This window comes from Sphingosinicella sp. BN140058, assembly GCF_004135585.1.
In the GTDB taxonomy this organism is placed as follows: domain Bacteria; phylum Pseudomonadota; class Alphaproteobacteria; order Sphingomonadales; family Sphingomonadaceae; genus Allosphingosinicella.
In genome coordinates, this window is the sequence record NZ_CP035501.1 from 1,800,509 (window position 1) to 1,815,630 (window position 15,122).

The 15,122-nt window shown below is 67.3% G+C and carries 18 protein-coding genes; 9 read left to right on the plus strand and 9 right to left on the minus strand.

Annotated features, from left to right (window positions below):
• Nucleotides 1-72: 72 nt before the first annotated feature.
• Together ETR14_RS08135 and ETR14_RS08140 are read left to right on the plus strand one after the other, a co-directional pair.
• Nucleotides 73-1,191 carry a glycosyltransferase gene (locus ETR14_RS08135; RefSeq protein ID WP_165356370.1) on the plus strand — a complete coding sequence of 373 codons (1,119 nt, stop codon included), beginning with the start codon at nt 73-75 and terminating at the stop codon, nt 1,189-1,191.
• Nucleotides 1,192-1,256: 65 nt separating this feature from the next.
• Nucleotides 1,257-1,832, plus strand: coding sequence for a helix-turn-helix transcriptional regulator (locus ETR14_RS08140; protein WP_129384150.1), 576 nt, complete (start codon nt 1,257-1,259; stop codon nt 1,830-1,832).
• A 37-nt stretch (nt 1,833-1,869) separates the two neighbouring features.
• Here the strand turns inward: ETR14_RS08140 and ETR14_RS08145 are convergent, their stop codons facing one another.
• Complete coding sequence (locus ETR14_RS08145) at nt 1,870-2,751, minus strand: aldo/keto reductase family oxidoreductase (protein WP_129384151.1); 882 nt, start codon at nt 2,749-2,751, stop codon at nt 1,870-1,872.
• Nucleotides 2,752-2,840: 89 nt separating this feature from the next.
• On the opposite strand from ETR14_RS08145, the gene ETR14_RS08150 reads away from it, so the two are divergent.
• The 4 genes from ETR14_RS08150 (at nt 2,841) to ETR14_RS08165 (ending at nt 5,888) form a co-directional block, all read left to right on the plus strand.
• A complete protein-coding gene (locus tag ETR14_RS08150; protein WP_129384152.1) occupies nt 2,841-3,746 on the plus strand; it encodes a LysR family transcriptional regulator in 906 nt (301 codons plus the stop codon).
• Between the two features lie 200 nt (nt 3,747-3,946).
• Nucleotides 3,947-4,711: an SIMPL domain-containing protein gene (locus ETR14_RS08155; RefSeq protein ID WP_129384153.1), complete on the plus strand. Its 765-nt coding sequence runs from the start codon at nt 3,947-3,949 to the stop codon at nt 4,709-4,711.
• 93 nt (nt 4,712-4,804) lie between these two features.
• On the plus strand, nt 4,805-5,170 hold the full coding sequence (locus ETR14_RS08160) for a cupin domain-containing protein (protein ID WP_129384154.1): 366 nt from the start codon (nt 4,805-4,807) through the stop codon (nt 5,168-5,170).
• A 97-nt stretch (nt 5,171-5,267) separates the two neighbouring features.
• Complete coding sequence (locus ETR14_RS08165) at nt 5,268-5,888, plus strand: hypothetical protein (protein WP_129384155.1); 621 nt, start codon at nt 5,268-5,270, stop codon at nt 5,886-5,888.
• Nucleotides 5,889-5,904: 16 nt separating this feature from the next.
• On the opposite strand, the gene ETR14_RS08170 is transcribed toward ETR14_RS08165, so the two are convergent.
• Both ETR14_RS08170 and ETR14_RS29520 read right to left on the minus strand, forming a co-directional pair.
• Nucleotides 5,905-7,539: an FAD-dependent oxidoreductase gene (locus ETR14_RS08170; protein ID WP_129384156.1), complete on the minus strand. Its 1,635-nt coding sequence runs from the start codon at nt 7,537-7,539 to the stop codon at nt 5,905-5,907.
• Nucleotides 7,540-7,797: 258 nt separating this feature from the next.
• The gene (locus ETR14_RS29520) at nt 7,798-7,926 is read right to left on the minus strand and encodes a hypothetical protein (RefSeq protein WP_256370196.1); all 129 of its coding nucleotides are present in this window, start codon (nt 7,924-7,926) and stop codon (nt 7,798-7,800) included.
• Between ETR14_RS29520 and rnk the strand changes: the two genes are divergently transcribed.
• Nucleotides 7,925-8,353, plus strand: a complete 429-nt coding sequence (rnk, locus tag ETR14_RS08175) for a nucleoside diphosphate kinase regulator (protein ID WP_129384157.1) — start codon at nt 7,925-7,927, stop codon at nt 8,351-8,353. The genes ETR14_RS29520 and rnk overlap by 2 nt on opposite strands.
• Before the next feature lie 11 nt (nt 8,354-8,364).
• On the opposite strand, the gene ETR14_RS08180 is transcribed toward rnk, so the two are convergent.
• From ETR14_RS08180 to ETR14_RS08200, 5 genes are all read right to left on the minus strand, one after another.
• Nucleotides 8,365-8,859 carry a DUF3618 domain-containing protein gene (locus ETR14_RS08180; RefSeq protein ID WP_165356371.1) on the minus strand — a complete coding sequence of 165 codons (495 nt, stop codon included), beginning with the start codon at nt 8,857-8,859 and terminating at the stop codon, nt 8,365-8,367.
• Entirely contained in the window at nt 8,849-9,292 is a 444-nt protein-coding gene (locus ETR14_RS08185; protein WP_129384159.1) for a phage holin family protein, read from the minus strand. The genes ETR14_RS08180 and ETR14_RS08185 overlap by 11 nt, the downstream gene beginning before the upstream one ends.
• Nucleotides 9,293-9,412: 120 nt before the next feature.
• A complete protein-coding gene (locus ETR14_RS08190) occupies nt 9,413-9,835 on the minus strand; it encodes a cupin domain-containing protein (RefSeq protein ID WP_243455818.1) in 423 nt (140 codons plus the stop codon).
• Between the two features lie 41 nt (nt 9,836-9,876).
• Entirely contained in the window at nt 9,877-10,404 is a 528-nt protein-coding gene (locus ETR14_RS08195) for a Dps family protein (protein ID WP_243455819.1), read from the minus strand.
• Nucleotides 10,405-10,670: 266 nt separating this feature from the next.
• A complete protein-coding gene (locus tag ETR14_RS08200) occupies nt 10,671-10,988 on the minus strand; it encodes a UrcA family protein (protein ID WP_129384161.1) in 318 nt (105 codons plus the stop codon).
• Between the two features lie 103 nt (nt 10,989-11,091).
• On the opposite strand from ETR14_RS08200, the gene ETR14_RS08205 reads away from it, so the two are divergent.
• Nucleotides 11,092-12,012 (plus strand): LysR substrate-binding domain-containing protein, encoded by a 921-nt coding sequence (locus ETR14_RS08205; protein WP_129384162.1) that lies wholly within the window; start codon nt 11,092-11,094, stop codon nt 12,010-12,012.
• Between the two features lie 21 nt (nt 12,013-12,033).
• Here the strand turns inward: ETR14_RS08205 and ETR14_RS08210 are convergent, their stop codons facing one another.
• Nucleotides 12,034-12,453: an energy transducer TonB gene (locus tag ETR14_RS08210; protein WP_243455820.1), complete on the minus strand. Its 420-nt coding sequence runs from the start codon at nt 12,451-12,453 to the stop codon at nt 12,034-12,036.
• Nucleotides 12,454-12,730: 277 nt separating this feature from the next.
• Here ETR14_RS08210 and ETR14_RS08215 point away from each other — a divergent pair, with 277 nt between their 5' ends.
• Nucleotides 12,731-15,052 carry a GH92 family glycosyl hydrolase gene (locus ETR14_RS08215; RefSeq protein ID WP_129384163.1) on the plus strand — a complete coding sequence of 774 codons (2,322 nt, stop codon included), beginning with the start codon at nt 12,731-12,733 and terminating at the stop codon, nt 15,050-15,052.
• The last annotated feature ends 70 nt before the right edge of the window (nt 15,053-15,122 follow it).

Consider the following 15,122-nt stretch of genomic DNA (forward strand, 5'->3'; position numbering starts at 1 on the left):
TCAGCCTTGCTGCCGACCGCTCGGCACGGGGCCGCGGATGCCGGGGATCGCCGGGCGGGCGGCGGCTCTCTGATGATTTTCATCGACGATCTCGGCGCGACCGGCGTCGTCCGCAATGCAATCGCGCTGGCGACAAGGCTCTGCGCTGCCGGTTTCGTCGTCGAGGTGGCGGCGAGTTGCGCCCAGGGTGCCCTGCGCGGAGAGCTCGACCCCCGCATCCGCCTGACCGAACTGCTGCCGAGCCGCTGGAGAACGGCGCCGCGGCCGGTGCGGCTTGCCCGAGCCTTGTTGGGCTTGCGCCGGCGGCTCGCCTCGGAGCAGCCCGACCTCATCCTGTCGGCGGGCAATCACGGCCATCTTCTCACCCGCCTCGCGGCGTCGGCTGCGCCGCGGGCCCGGACGATCTACCGGATCAGCAACGATCTCGATCACGCGCGGCCCGGACGGCTCGGACGCCTCGGCAAGATCGCCCGCACGCTTCAATTCCGTCTGATCGCAGGACATGCCGCCTGCCTGGCGCTGGTCTCGCCCCATCTGCTGCAGCACCCCCTGATTGCCGCCGCGGCGCGCCGGGGCAAGACCCGGCTGATCCCGAACGGAGTCGATCTCGCCATGGTCGCCAAGCGAAGCGAGGGTCCGGCCCCGCATCCCTGGTTGGCCGAGTCGAACCATCCGACCGTGCTCACTGTCGGCCGGCTTGCGCCGCAGAAGAATATCGAGACCTTGCTGGCGGCCTTGGCCGAGGCGCGGCGATCCCGCCCCTTGCGGCTGATCGTTCTCGGCGACGGCACCGACAAGACCCGCCTCCGCTTGCGTGGCCGCGCAGAGGCGCTCGGCATCGCCGATGCGGTCGCGTTCGTCCCCGCCGTGCCAAATCCGTTTCCGTGGATGGCGCACGCCGCCGCCTTCGTCCTGCCGTCCTGGTGGGAGGGCGCGTCGAACGTGCTGCTGGAGGCGCTCGCCTGCGGCCGGCCGATCGTCGCCTCCCGCACCGCCGGCAATGCGGAGGAGGTGCTCGGATCGGGTCGCTACGGACGCCTGATCGATCCGGCCGACGTGCATGGCCTCGCCAAGGCCTTGCTCGATCAGACCGGAGCGACACCGATCCGGCCCGGCGCCCGCGCCACGGCCTTCAGCCGCAACCGCGCTCTCGACGAATTCGCGGTGCTTGCAGTGGGCCTAAGCCGCTAAATCTGCTGGGCAGGACTTACGACAGGCGTGTAGGAGACACGGGGTATCTGCCGCACGAGGCGCGAATGATTGCCGATCGAAACGACGAGGGCCCGTTGGCGGCACCGGCCCTGCAGCGTGCCCTGCGGCGATGGCGGACCCTGAACCGCATCAAGCAGGCGCACGCCGCCGAATTGCTGGGAGTCGCCCAGTCGACGATCTCGCGCTGGGAGAGCGGCCGCCAATGCTTCGAACCGTCGGAAGCGCGCAAGGTTCAGGCCCTGGTCGGCACCCGTTTCTCGTCCGCAGCCGACGCCGTGCTGGCGCGGCTGATACGGGAGAGCGGACGTCCGATCCACCTGGTCTGCGACACCAGCCACCGGCTGCTCGCCTGCTCCCGCGTGCGCGCAGCCGGCTTCGGAGTGCCGGACGCCGACCTGATCGGCCGATCGCTGTGGCGTTACTCGACGCCGGAGCTGATCGCGGAGGAAGCACACCTGGCTTCATGCGGCTGGTACGACAGCGCGGCGCCGGCCCCGGTAGAGTTCGAGACCGGAGACAATGGCGTTTGCCACGTGCCGATCCGGCCGGGCCGCTGCCGCTGGACTCGCATGGCGTTATCCGACGGGATGCCGGCGCGCCTGGTCGAGACGCTGAGCTGAGCCGCGTATCGATCGCTTGCGGAGAGCGACTGCGGCCTCACAATGCCTCGGCAGTCCGTCCGGCAATTCCGTCCAGCTCCGCGATCGCTTCGGAGGGCAGGACCAGAGTCGCCGCCGCCAGATTTTCGCGCAAATGTGCGATCGAGCTGGTGCCTGGGATCAGCAGGATATTGGGGGCGCGCTGCAGCAGCCAGGCCAGCGCGACCTGCATCGGAGTCGCCTGCAGGCGTTCGGCGACGCCGAAGAGAGTGGCCGACTGGAGCGGACTGAAGCCGCCCAACGGAAAGAAGGGCACGTAGGCGATGCCGTCTTCGGCGAGCGCGTCGATCAGCGCATCGTCGGCGCGGTGGGCGAGGTTGTACTGGTTCTGGACGCAGACGATCTGCGCGATGCAGCGCCCTTCGGCGACCTGGGCTGCAGTCACGTTGCTGAGCCCGATATGCCGCACCAAACCCTGCTGCTGGAGCTTCGCCAGCGTCTCGAGCGGCGCCGCGATCGAGCCTTCGGCCGGACCATGAGCATCGAACATGATCCGCAGATTGACGATCTCGAGCCTTTCGGCGCCGAGGTTGCGGAGATTGTCGTCGACCGCGCGGGCGAGTTCGTCGGCCCCGTAAGCGGGGAGCCAGGAAGCATCGTCGCCGCGGCGGGCGCCGATCTTGGTGACGATGGTCAAATCTTCGGGATAGGGCGAGAGCGCCTCTCGGATCAGCTGATTGGTGACGTGCGGGCCGTAAAAGTCGCTGGTGTCGATATGGTCGACGCCGGCTTCCACCGCCGCGCGCAGCACGGCGAGCGCCGCCTCCCGATCGCGCGGCGGCCCGAACACGCCGGGGCCGGCGAGCTGCATGGCGCCGTAGCCGAGCCGCTTCACGATGCGGCTCCCGAGGGCGAAAGTTCCTGCCTGATCGATGGTCATGCTCTGTCTCCTTGTGGGCCCGACGTAGCCGTTGCCGACTGTGCCGATAATCCGGCATTGTCCGCACGGGCTGTACGGAAAGGCGCACAATGAAAGCAGATCTCGGAGACTTGAACGCCTTCCTGGCGGTGGCGCGGGCACGGGGTTTTCGCGACGCCGCGCGGACCATCGGCACGAGCGCGTCGACTTTGAGCGAGGCGGTGCGGCGGCTCGAATCCAGCCTCGGGGTGCGCCTGCTCCATCGCACCACGCGCAGCGTTACGCCGACGGAGGCCGGCGCACGCCTGGTGGACCGGTTGACGCCCGTTCTAGGCGAGGTCGAAGCGGCGCTGGACGGGATGAGCGGCTTTCGCGATCGCCCGGCGGGTACGCTCCGCCTTAACGTTCCGGTAAGCGCCGCCCGACTGGTGCTGCCCGCGATCGTCCCGGACTTCCTTGCCACCTATCCCGACATCAAGATCGAGATCGACGCGGACGATTCCTTCGTCGATGTGCTTGCGTCCGGTTGCGATGCCGGCATCCGCTATGACGAGCGGCTCGAACAGGACATGATCGCAGTGCCGATCGGCCCGCGGGTGCAGCGTTTTGCAACCGCCGCCGCGCCGGCCTATCTGGATCGGTGCGGGCTGCCGCGGCACCCGCGCGACCTCCTGGATTATGCGTGCCTGCGTGGCCGCTTTGCCAGCGGTGCGCTGACCAGTCCCTGGGAGTTCGAACGCGCGGGCGAAATCGTGCGGATCGAGCCGCATGGCCAGGCGATCGTGCGCGTCGGCGGCGCCACCGATCTGCTCGTCGACATGGCGGTCGCAGGCGTCGGAATCATCCACCTGTTCGAGGATTGGCTGCGCCCCCACTTCGACAGCGGCAGCCTTCTGCCGGTCCTGCGCGACTGGTGGCAGCCTTTCTCGGGACCGTTCCTTTATTATTCGGACCGGCGGCTGGTGCCACCGCCGCTCCGCGCTTTCATAGACTTCATCAAGACCCGGCCCAGCTGAAACCGCCACCGCGAATACCTCGGCTGCCAGCGTGCTCCGACCTCGCGATTATCTCCAATCCCAATCAGCCGCACCGATCGGCGACATCCACATCCGAACCCCGGACTTCCGCTTCCTTAAAGCCCGGGGTTCCGCCGCGGCCGGTTGCTTCCCGGTCCGTCTTCATCCACCCTGCCGCAATCGAGGCAAGAAGGGGTGGGATGATGCGGCGAACCATCGCGGCGACGATCGTGGCACTGCTCACCGCTCCAGCCGCCGCGCAAGAGGCCGCCGAACCCACGCCGTCGATCCAGGTGGTGGGCGTGGCCAGCGTCTCGACCAAACCCGACATCGCCAACCTGGTCTATTGGGTGACCGGCGAAGGCAAGACGGCCGACGAGGCCAGCGCCGCGCTCGCCGGCAAGCAGAAGGCGATCGTCGGTGGCCTGCGCGGATTGCTCGGGCCCGATGCAATCCTTGCGTCCGGTGAGATCAGCGTGATGGAAACGCGCGGCCCGCAATGCGACGGCCCCGGCAATCCGAACAACCGCCCGCGGCTCAGCGAAGGCGCCTGCACCCTGACCGGCTACCTCGCCACGCTGCAGGGGACCGGCCGGACCGGCGCGGTCGACAAGGCCGGCACCGCCGCCGCTCTTGCCGCCCGGCTGGGCGCGCGCGATGCCCGCGTGCAGAGCTTCCAGCTTGCCGACCCTGCTGCCGCCCAGAGGCGCGCGGCTGCCGCCGCGATCCGGGACGCACGCGTCAAGGCGGAGGCGATGGCGGAAGGTGCCGGGGTGCGGCTCGGACGCCTGATCGCCCTCAACGATCAAAATTCAGGCTATGACGTTTCGTATCTCGTAGCGAACAGCCGGGCGTCGGCACCGCCGCCGCCGCCGCCGTCTCTCCCGCTGGTCGAGATCGACGTCACGCCGCGGCCGCTGGAGACCCAGGCGCGCGTGTTCGCCCGCTACGCGATCGCCGACTGAGCCGGGATCCGCTCGCCGATCCGACCGGTCGATCGGGCACGTCCCCATCGGCGCGTGCAATCCCTATGTTCCGCGGCTCTCGAGGAGGAAGTGATGCTGTCGCCATTGAAGCTGACTGAGGCCTTCGGCCGAGTCACCGACTATTGGTCGCCAAAGGTGATCGGGCAGGTCAACGATCAGCTCCTCAAGGTCGCCAAGTTGAAAGGCGAGTTCGTCTGGCACGCGCATGATGGCGAGGACGAACTGTTCTACATCGTCAAGGGTGCGTTGCGCATCGAGTTCGACGACGGGCCGGTCCACCTTGCGCAAGGCGACATGCTGACCGTGCCGCGCGGCGTTCGCCACAACCCGGTCGCGGACGAGGAATGCTGGGTGATGCTGATCGAGCCCGCTTCGACCAAGCATACCGGCGACACCGTGACGGAGCGCACCCGCAGCCTGGAAGACCAGTTAGGCTGACCCTTTCCCCTCCGAAGCGTTGCTGCCTCGCCACTGGAACCGGCATGCAGAACGCGGCATTGCGCGCATCGGCGCCCGGATCAGCAGGAGGAACAGAATGGCCGACCCCGAGACACCGTCCCAGGCCGCAGAGGCGGCGGCCATTCGCCGGCGCTGGATCACACTCGGCGAGATCCTGGCTGTGCTCGCGGTGCTGATCTCGGGCCTCACCCTGTGGAACAGCTACAGCCAACGAAGCGCCGACGAGGCGGAGCGGGCGGCGGAGAAGAAGGAGAAGGCCTCGCTCTCCAAAGCGCTGGTGCTGAAGGCGCAGGGGGGCGGCAAGAGGCTTGCTCTCACCGCGGTGGATCCGGCCCACGCGATCCAGAGCCAGACCATCGCCCTCCCCTCCGCACTCGGCGTCGGCCGGATCGAGACGCTGATCGAGCCGCGGATCGAAGCGGGTTGGATCAAGGCAGCCGACAAGAAGGCCCGCAAGGCCGGCGCCGCCGAAGAAGCCTCCGGCGATCTGCGTCTGCCGGTCGCGATTACCACCCGCTTCGTTACCGGCGGCGAGACCTTCACCGATATCGCTCTCTACGATGTCGGCTATCGGCGCGACGGCAGTCTGCTCGGCGGCACCGATGTCGAACTGCTCGGCCTGTCGCTGGTCGAGCGGGTCTCCGCCGCGAAGGCCCAGGCACGTCTCGACGCGCTCTGGAAAACTCGCAGCCAGTAGGGGTTGCGCCGCCCGTTCAGGCCACCTGCTTCTGCTCCCATTGTGGGGCCGTGCGCGCGGTCGCGGCGGAGATTCGGTCGGCCGTCCGCAGCGCAAGCGCGACGATGGTGAGAGTGGGGTTGGCCCAGCTCGCGGTCGGGAAGGTCGAGGACCCGACGACGTGGAGATTGTCGATGCCGTGGACCCGGCCGTACGCATCGGTGACGCCCTTCCTCGGATCGTCGGCCATGCGGGTGGTGCCGATATGGTGGTAGCCGCCGATCGGATGAGCGGAGACCAGCGGATCGACCCGCCACATCTGCTCCGGAACCTTCAACCAGCTTTCCGCACGCACGTCGCCGAGGCCGAGCCTGCGCAGCTCCGCACCGAGGGTTTCGACAAGTGTTGCGACGCTGCGCTTGTCGATCTCGGACAGGCGCCAGTCGAGCGCGACGCGGGGCACGCCCAGCGCATCGACCTCGCCTGTCAGCGTCACCCGGCTGTCCCGATTGGGCGCCTGCTCGCCGCGCACCAGCAAGGCGAGTTCGGCGCGATGCGCCTTGTGAAGCAGCCACGGGCGCAGGGGATCGATGTGACGCTGCGCCCAGGTGGCGATCTTCTTGGTGCCCATCCACAGCAAGCGCCCGGCCCGCGTCGGCGCGATTTCATGCTTCAGCCCGGAATAGACCCGCATGCCGAGCGCCTGTGACGCGTCTGCGGGCTGGCGTGCGGCGATGGTCAGCGACGTGTTGAGGATACCCTTCTCACGCTGCAGCGCGGCCGAAGGCGTGATCAGGGCGGCGAGATCATGCCCGGCGATCCGGTGGCGCCGCCCGAACAGCTTCAGGAGATCCCAGCCGTCCCTGGTGATCACCCGGCCGCCGCGGGCGTGCGGATGCTCCATGAAGTAGCGGCCGACGAGATCGTGGGCATTGCCGAGGCCGTCTGGCATCACCGACCGGGAGGCGAGCAGAATTCGTGCATTCTCGATGCCGCCGGCAGCAAGGATCAGCTCGCGAGGACGGATCGTCAGGCTTGCGCCGCGCAGCGAGCGCACCGCCACCGATTCGACATGGGCGCCGTCGCCATGGGCGAGGATTTCGGTGACCGTGGCGTTGGTGATGATCGTGCAGCGGGGATGGCGGACGAGATCCTCGCACGACGGCAGCGTGAACCGGTTGAACCGCGTGTCGAACGACCACAAAGGCGTGTGCAGCCTGGCTGGATCGAAGTCGGGCACCGCAAGGCCCGCGGCGCGGAAGTCGCCGATTTCGGGCGTCCGCGGCGGCAGGCCGAACAAGGGCCGGGCGCACCGGTAATGTGCCTGAAGATCGTCCCAGGCGATCGGCCAGCCGGACCCATCGACCCAGTCGCGTTTCTCCAGATCGATGGGGTCGAGCTCGGCGCAGCGGCCGCCCCAGATCGCGGTGGTGCCGCCGAAGAAACGCAGCCGCGCATCGCGCAATGGATAATAGTCGAGGCCGACATTGGGCCCGTCGTTGAGTGCGGCCACTGCGGCATCATGATCGACGCCGCCGCTTTCCAGCAGCATCACGTCGTGGCCGAGTGCGAGCAAGCGCCGCGCGGCGGTGATGCCGGCGGCCCCGGCGCCGACGATGCAGATTTCGGCATTGCAATCGCGGCCACCGATGTCGTTCAGATCAATGCGCATGAGACACCTCGTCCCCGGCAACATTCGACTTCACGCAATCCCTCGGCGGCCGGATGCAACGAAGGAACGACGCCCTTCATCCCTCTCCGATGCGGCTGTTTTAGGTCCGAAACGAGCCTATCGTGTTTCTATTGTTTCAGCCTGGCAGCGACCGCCCTTGATTGACACGCCGATCGGGAGGGGCCACCCTGCGCTGATGCATTGCCTGCCAACCTTCCGGCGCTTCCACGCGCATTCGGGCCAGCTGCTCGCGGGAAATTAGCCCCAGGCCCCTTCCACGGCGAACGCCGGGCGGGTCTGGGGGAAATCGATAGAACAGGATGCAATCGGATCGATGTCGCCGCGGCGGCTGTAGACTGCCCGCATCCCGACCCTAACGATCAGCATGGTGATCTTCGAAATGCATGACATCCCCAGGCGCTCCGGTGCCGAAAAGCCGCCAATCCACGTCTCCGAAAGCGATTACGACCTCATCGCCAACTTCGCGTTGAGCCTCGAAGGGCGCGCTCCGGCGCTTGCCCGCATGGTGCTGGACGAGATCGACCGGGCGACCATCTGCCCCGCCGACGCGCTGCCCCCGGGGATCGTGGCTCTGGGCGCGGACGTCACCTATCGCGACGAGAGCAATGGCGCGGTCCGGCGCGTCCGACTGGTGATGCCGGACGATGCCGATCTCGACCAAGGCAGATTGTCGATCCTGACGCCGATGGCAGCCGGCCTGATCGGCCTTAAGGCCGGCCAGTCCATCGACTGGCCGTGCCCCGACGGGCGGCCGCGCGTGCTCAGGATCCTGGACGTGACCCAGGCTCCGTAGCCGACATGCCCTCAGAGCAGCGGACCGCGCTCCGTCGAGCGGAGGCTGTCCGAATAGGCGGTCGTATCCGATCCGAGCAGGTCCGCTCGCTCGGTCGGCTCGGGAGCACTGCCGATCGGACGCCAGGCGGGCGCGGGCTCCTGCGGAGCGATCGGTGCGGCCGCTGCGAACCGCGTGCTTGCCTCGGCCGAACGCGGGGCGCGCGCGCCGTCTCCGGAAGCGGCACCGCCGGGCGTCAGAAGATCGGCGAGACGGCTGCCGTTGCGGGTACGGGCCGTCGCCACCAGCCAGATCACGCCGATCGCGATCAGCGCCACCGGAACCGGATTCTGGCGGGTGATCTCCAGCACTTCCCGGGCGATGTCGTTCTTGTCGTCGCCGAGAAGAGATTTGGCGAGACGGGGTGGGCTGAGCTGTTCTTCCAGCCTGTCGATCGTCTCGCCGATCCGATCCTGGGTGCGGCGGATGTCGTCTTCGATCACGTCGGCATTGGAATCAGCGGTCATGGAGATGTCCTTCGTTGCTGTTGCCCGAGAGCGCGGACGGCGCGCGTTCGAGGGTGCGGCGGGTGCGATCGGCATGGAGGGCGCCGGCCGCCATCTTCTTGCGGCCGGCAAGGAACAGCAGGAACGCGCCGAGCAATGTCGCGCCGGCGACGATCAGCGTTGCGAGCCACAGGTCCATCGCTTCGGCGAGGAGATAGGCGAGGCCCATCAGCAGTACGCCGAGGCCGGCAATCCCCACCACCGCGGCGCCCGCCATCGCACCGACGCCGAGCTTCAGATCACTGACCGACTCGCGAACTTCCGCCTGAACAAGCGAGACCTGTTGCTGGGCGAGGTGGCTGCCCTGATCGGCCAATTGCCGCAGCAGATCGGATATGCTCTCCTGCCCGTCCGCCGCCGGGCGGAAGTTGAACGGGCTTCTCGTGTCGCTCATGGGCGCCTCTCCAATTCGTCAATGCGTATCGGAGGCTGCCAACGTCTCGGCGTCGCGCCCGTTGCCATCGATCCGCATCCGAAAGAATCGACGTGCTTCGACATGCACGAGCGCGCGTGTTCACTTTGCGGGAACGACGAGCGGTTTGCCTTTCTCGACCACGTAGGTGGCGAGTTCTGAGCCGGTGCCCGCGCCGACATTGCGGACCGCGTGAATCGCGTCGGCCGGGATGAACAGCACGTCGCCCGTCCGGAGCGTCACCGGCGAATGCCCGTCAAGGCGATATTCGAGTGTTCCCGCCAGCACGTAGACGAGTTCCTCGCCCGGATGGCTGTGCCGTGCCGCCTCGGCGCCGGCCGCAAAGTCGACCCGGACCCGGACCGCCTCGCGTCCGGCGATGCCGAGATCGTTCTTGTCCAGGTCGACGCGGGTGATGCCCGCCTGCGCGGCTTTCAGCGGTTCGGCGGGTGGCGCGGCAGCGACCGTGCCGGCCGTGACGAACATCGCCATGCCTGCGAAGGGAATATGTCTGCAGTTGCTCATGGAACTCGGCCTCCGTCCTGCCGGCGCCAACCTCGAGGCGCTCACCGGATCACGCTTGTGCGCGAACTTTCGTAGAGGAACCAGCTGCGGCGCTCGGTTTCGTCGATCCATACTTCGATCAGGCTTGCCGTCGCGACGTCTGCATAACGATCGCAGAGATCGTGGACCCGGCGCATCTCGGCGACCAATTGCTTGTTGTCGCCATGCAGTTCGGCAAGCATGTCGAGCGGATCGACATAGTCGGCATTGTTGTCGAGGATGCGCTGGCGTCCGGCAATGTCGGAGACTGAGCGGAGGGTGGTGCCGCCGATCTTGCGGGCACGTTCCGCGATCGGATCGGTCATCGCGAAGATCTGATCAGCCTGCTCATCGAGCAGCAGATGGTAGTCGCGGAAGTTCGGCCCGCTCATGTGCCAGTGAAAGTTCTTGGTCTTGAGGTAGAGCGCGAACACGTCGGCGAGAAGGCCGGTAAGACCCGCCGAGATGTCGCGCGTTGCGTCGGCGCCGAGATCGGTCGGGGTGCCGAGCTGACGGCTCGCGAAGCTGCTGGTGATGATGTGATCGGTCACGATCTGGTCTCCCGCTGAATGGCGTCGCCGCCGACGGGGCGTGCAATACATCGTTGCGGGACCGATCCTATTCACACTTTGGTTTAAGGTGACGCGATTTTGTGCGGTCGTCCGGGCGCGGATCGATCATGGGGTCTCTCCCCGAAATTGGAGATTTCGCCGTGATGCGAACAGGATAGCGGGCGTCGACCGTCTTCAGGATCATAAGCGAGGCTTGTAGATCCAGGGTCGGCCGACGCCCGCTTCGTGCGGCGCGGCGCACCCGTTCAACGAGTACCGGCGGCAAGCGTCTCGTCGGCACCGCGCCCGGCAAGGACATGGCTCCGCACGGCCGCGAGTTCCGCCGTCGTGTCCCTGATGCAGCGACGGGCGGCGACCTTGCGGGCCATGTCGACGGAACCGCGCCCATCCGGACACACGGCTTCAACCGCCCGCGCCAGGCGGCGATCGAGCGTTCGGACTCCGGATTCTGTGCGCAGGTTGAGATCCTGATAGGCCACCCGAGCCTGTGCTCTGGGCTGCTCCGCAAGCGCAGCGGCAGGGAGTGAGGCGATCAGCGCGATGGCGATATTGAGCGTCTTCATGGTCTTGGCTCCTCATCTGGTGAGGCCCTGCAGATGCGCCCTTTCGTCCGCTGAAACCAACAAATCGCTGGGCGGAAGGTACAAGCCATGCTTATATAATGCGATGACCAGCCTGCCGCCGCTCGCCGCCGTTCGAGTCTTCGAGGCCGCCGCCCGCCACGAGAATTTCAGCCGCGCCGCGGAAGAGCTGGCGATGACCCAGGCCGCCGTCAGCTACCAGATGAAATTGCTGGAGGAGCGGCTCGGTGCTGCCTTGTTCGTTCGGCGCGGGCGCGGCATGGCGCTGACCGAGATCGGTCGCCGGATCGCGCCGCAGGTGACCGGCGCGTTCACGTCGTTGCGCGACGCCTTCGCCTCGGTCCGCGCCGAAAGCGCGTCCGTGTTGACGATCACTGCGCCGCGCACCTTTTCGACCAACTGGCTGGCTGGCCGTCTCGGCGACTTTCACGTCGCCCATCCCGATCTCACCGTTCGGCTCGACATGTGCGACGAGATCGTCGACCTGCAGTCGAGCAGTTTCGACGCGGCGATCCGCGGCCTGCCCTGCGCGACGCCGGGCCTCGTCTGCCACTATCTGATGGCGATGCCGGTCGCCCCGCTCGCCAGCCCCGCCTTCCTCGCCCAATACAAGCTGGCAAGCCCCGCGGACCTTCTCGCGGTGCCGCGAATCTCGCCGGAAGACGATTGGTGGGATCTGTGGTTCAAGTCGCTGCCGGATTTCGATGCGTCCGGCCGTTCCGATCCGGGGATCCGCTTCGAATCGCAGGTGCTGGACGGCCACGCAGCGATTGCCGGCCACGGCGTCGCCATCCTCAGCCCGCCGATGTTCAAGCCGGCGATCGACGCCGGGCTGCTGGTCCAGCCGTTCGCGCACACCGCCCGCTACAAGAACGGCTTCTGGCTGGTCTACCCCGAGCACAAGCGCAACGCCTCCAAGGTGCGCGCCTTGCGCGATTGGCTGCTCGCCGCGGTTCGCGAGGCCTATGGCGACGATCCGGCGCTGCTCACGCCGCCGCAGGTTTGAAGAACCGGACCTGACGACGGCTCACCGCGCTCCAGGCCGCTCCAGATACCAGCCGAGTGAAGAGCGAACCCGATCACGCAGCGGCTCGCCGGCCGCGCCCCGCGCCGGCTTGAAGCGCGCGCGGGTCGAGACGATGCGGCAGGTGGCGTCGTCGAGTGCCCTGGAGCCGCTGGTCTGCGTCACGATACAGGCTTCCGCGCGGCCTTTGGCGCTGACCCAGACTTCGAAGCCGACCGAGCCCTGCGCATTCTTGCGCAACGCTTCCGGCGGGTAATCATTATCCTGCACCAGCCATGCGAACCCGGTTCTGGGCACGGCCGCGACCGCACCGTCCGGGAGCGGTGGCGGTTCGGTCACGGGATCGCCCTTCGCATAAGCCGACTTCGGCAACATGCAGGCCGCGAGCACCAGCAGCACATCAATCGATCGGCGACCGTACACGCCCTGTTTCCTCCCGAGATTCACAAGGAGCGCAGTGCTGGCTGATCGTCGACGCGGCAAGAGCAAAGAGGAGGCGATCGTCTGTCATGCCGGCTGCCGCAGCGGCAGCAATCCACAATCTTAGCAAGCACGCGTGCTTCGGCAGAGCTGCAAAGCCCGGAAACACCGGCACAATCTTCGCACAGCGAGAGACGCAGAGTCGCGACGGCGCATCGGACGCGCTCCGTCGGCCGCAGGGGCGCTTGGATCGAGCCCTCGGCCATGCTCTAAGGCCCCCATGATCATCGGTTCCTGTCGCGTTGCACTGGCCGCGCTCGCCCTCTCCGCAACCGCCCTGTCCGCCCAGGGCACGTTCGAAAGCGTCGATCCGTTCATCGGCACCGGCGGCGAGGGCCACACGTTCCCAGGCGCGGTGGCACCGTTCGGCATGGTGCAGCTGAGCCCGGACACCGATACCGGCTGCAAGATCCGCGAATGCTACGGTCATGCCGCCGGCTATCGCTACGACGATCCCACCATCCAGGGCTTCTCCCACACCCATTTCTCCGGCGCCGGCCATTCCGATCTCGGCGACGTGCTGGTGATGCCGGCAGCCGGCGACAGCGTCTCCCTCGAGCCCGGCGACGCCAAGGTGCCGGGTTCCGGTTACCGCTCCCGCTTCAGCCACGACAGCGAGCGGGCCGAGCCGGGCTATTATGCGGTGACCCTGGCCGACTCCGGGGTTCGCGCCGAGCTGACCGCGGGCACGCGGGTCGGCGTCCATCGTTACACCTTTCCCGCCGGCAAGCCCGCGCATCTGATCCTCGATCTGCGCAGTTCGCTGTACGATTATCCCGGCAAGATCCTGTGGTCGTCGCTGCGCCTGCGGGCCGACGGCACGATCACCGGGATGCGCGAGACACGGGGTTGGGCGCCGGGGCGGAAATTGTTCTTCGCCATCCGTCCCTCGCAGCCGATCGCCGCCCACGCCTTCTTCAACCGCGAGACCGACATCCCCTACAAGGGATTCCAGGGCCCGAGCCGCGGCGCCGACGACGCTGCGCAACTGCTCGGCCGCGCACTGGTGGCACAGCTCGATTTCGGTACGCTCACCGCGCCGCTCGAGCTCAAGGTCGCGATTTCCAGCGTCGACGAGGACGGCGCCATCGCCAATCTCGACAGCGAAACGGGCGGCTTCGACGCGGTCCGCGATCGCACCCGCGCCGCCTGGCGCAAGGGCCTCGACGCGCTGCGCATCGAGGCGGCGGTGCCGATGAAGAAAATGGCGGCGACCGCGCTCTACCACAGCATGATCGCCCCGAGCGTCTTCTCGGACGCGGACGGCCGCTACCGCGGGCCCGACGATCAGGTCCACAAGGCAGACGGCTTCACCTTCCACTCGACCTTTTCGCTGTGGGACACGTTCCGTGCCGAGCACCCGTTGCTGCTGCTGACGCAACCGGAGCAGCGCAACACCGACTTCATCCGTTCGCTGCTCGCCAGCCAGCAGGCGAGCCCGTTCGGGATCCTGCCGGTCTGGCAATTCCACGGCCGCGAGACCTGGACGATGATCGGCTACCACGCGGTGCCGGTGATCGCCGACGCCTGGCTGAAGGGCGTCCGCGGCTTCGATGGTGCCCAGGCGCTCGACGCCATGGTGAAGAGCGCGACCTATGCGCCCTATGGCGGCCTCGGCGAGTACATGAATTTGGGCTACGTGCCGATCGACCGCGAGCCGGAAGCGGCGTCGAAGACGGTCGAATATGCCTATGACGACTGGACGATCGCGCAGATGGCGCGGGCGCTCGGCCGCAGCGACATCGCCGCTGCGTTCGACAAGCGCGCCGCTTATTGGCGCAACAGCTTCGATCGCGGCACCGGCTTCCTGCGCGCGCGCAAATCCGACGGGTCCTTCCGAACGCCGTTCGATCCTACCGCGATCAATTACGGCAGCGACTATACGGAAGGGAATGCGTGGCAATATAGCTGGTTCGTACCGCACGACCAGAAAGCGATGTTCGCGATGCTGGGCGGCGATCGGGCGGCGGTGCGCAAGCTCGACGCGATGTTCGCCTTCGACAATTCCAAGCTGGACTACAGCCATGCCGAGGACATTGCCGGTTTGATCGGGCAATATATCCACGGCAACGAGCCGAGCCATCATGTCGCCTATCTCTACAATCATGCCGGCCAGCCGTGGCGGACGCAGGAGCGGCTGAAACAAATCGTCGACAGCCAGTATAAGGCGGCGCCCGATGGTCTGTCGGGAAATGACGACATCGGCCAGATGTCGGCGTGGCTGCTGTTCACCACGCTTGGTTTCTATCCGGTGACGCCCGGCTCCAACCAATATGCGATCGGTCGCCCTTTCCTAGACCGCGCCACGCTCACTCTGCCCAACGGCAAGAGCTTCGACATCGTCACCGACGGGCTCACCGACGCCAATCCCTATATCGGCGGCGTCACCCTGAACGGCCGCCCGCTCGAGCGCTCCTATCTGACCCACGCCGAAATCGTCGCCGGCGGCGAGCTGCGCTTCACCATGCAGGCCAAGCCGAACAAGGCCTGGGCGACCACGGCGCGGGCGCGGCCCTTCTCCGCGAGTGCCCTCACGCGCTGAAGAGCCGCCACAGGGTGGCTTTCTCACCGCGCGGCAGGCTCGCTGCCGGGCGTGGATACCGCCCGGTAGA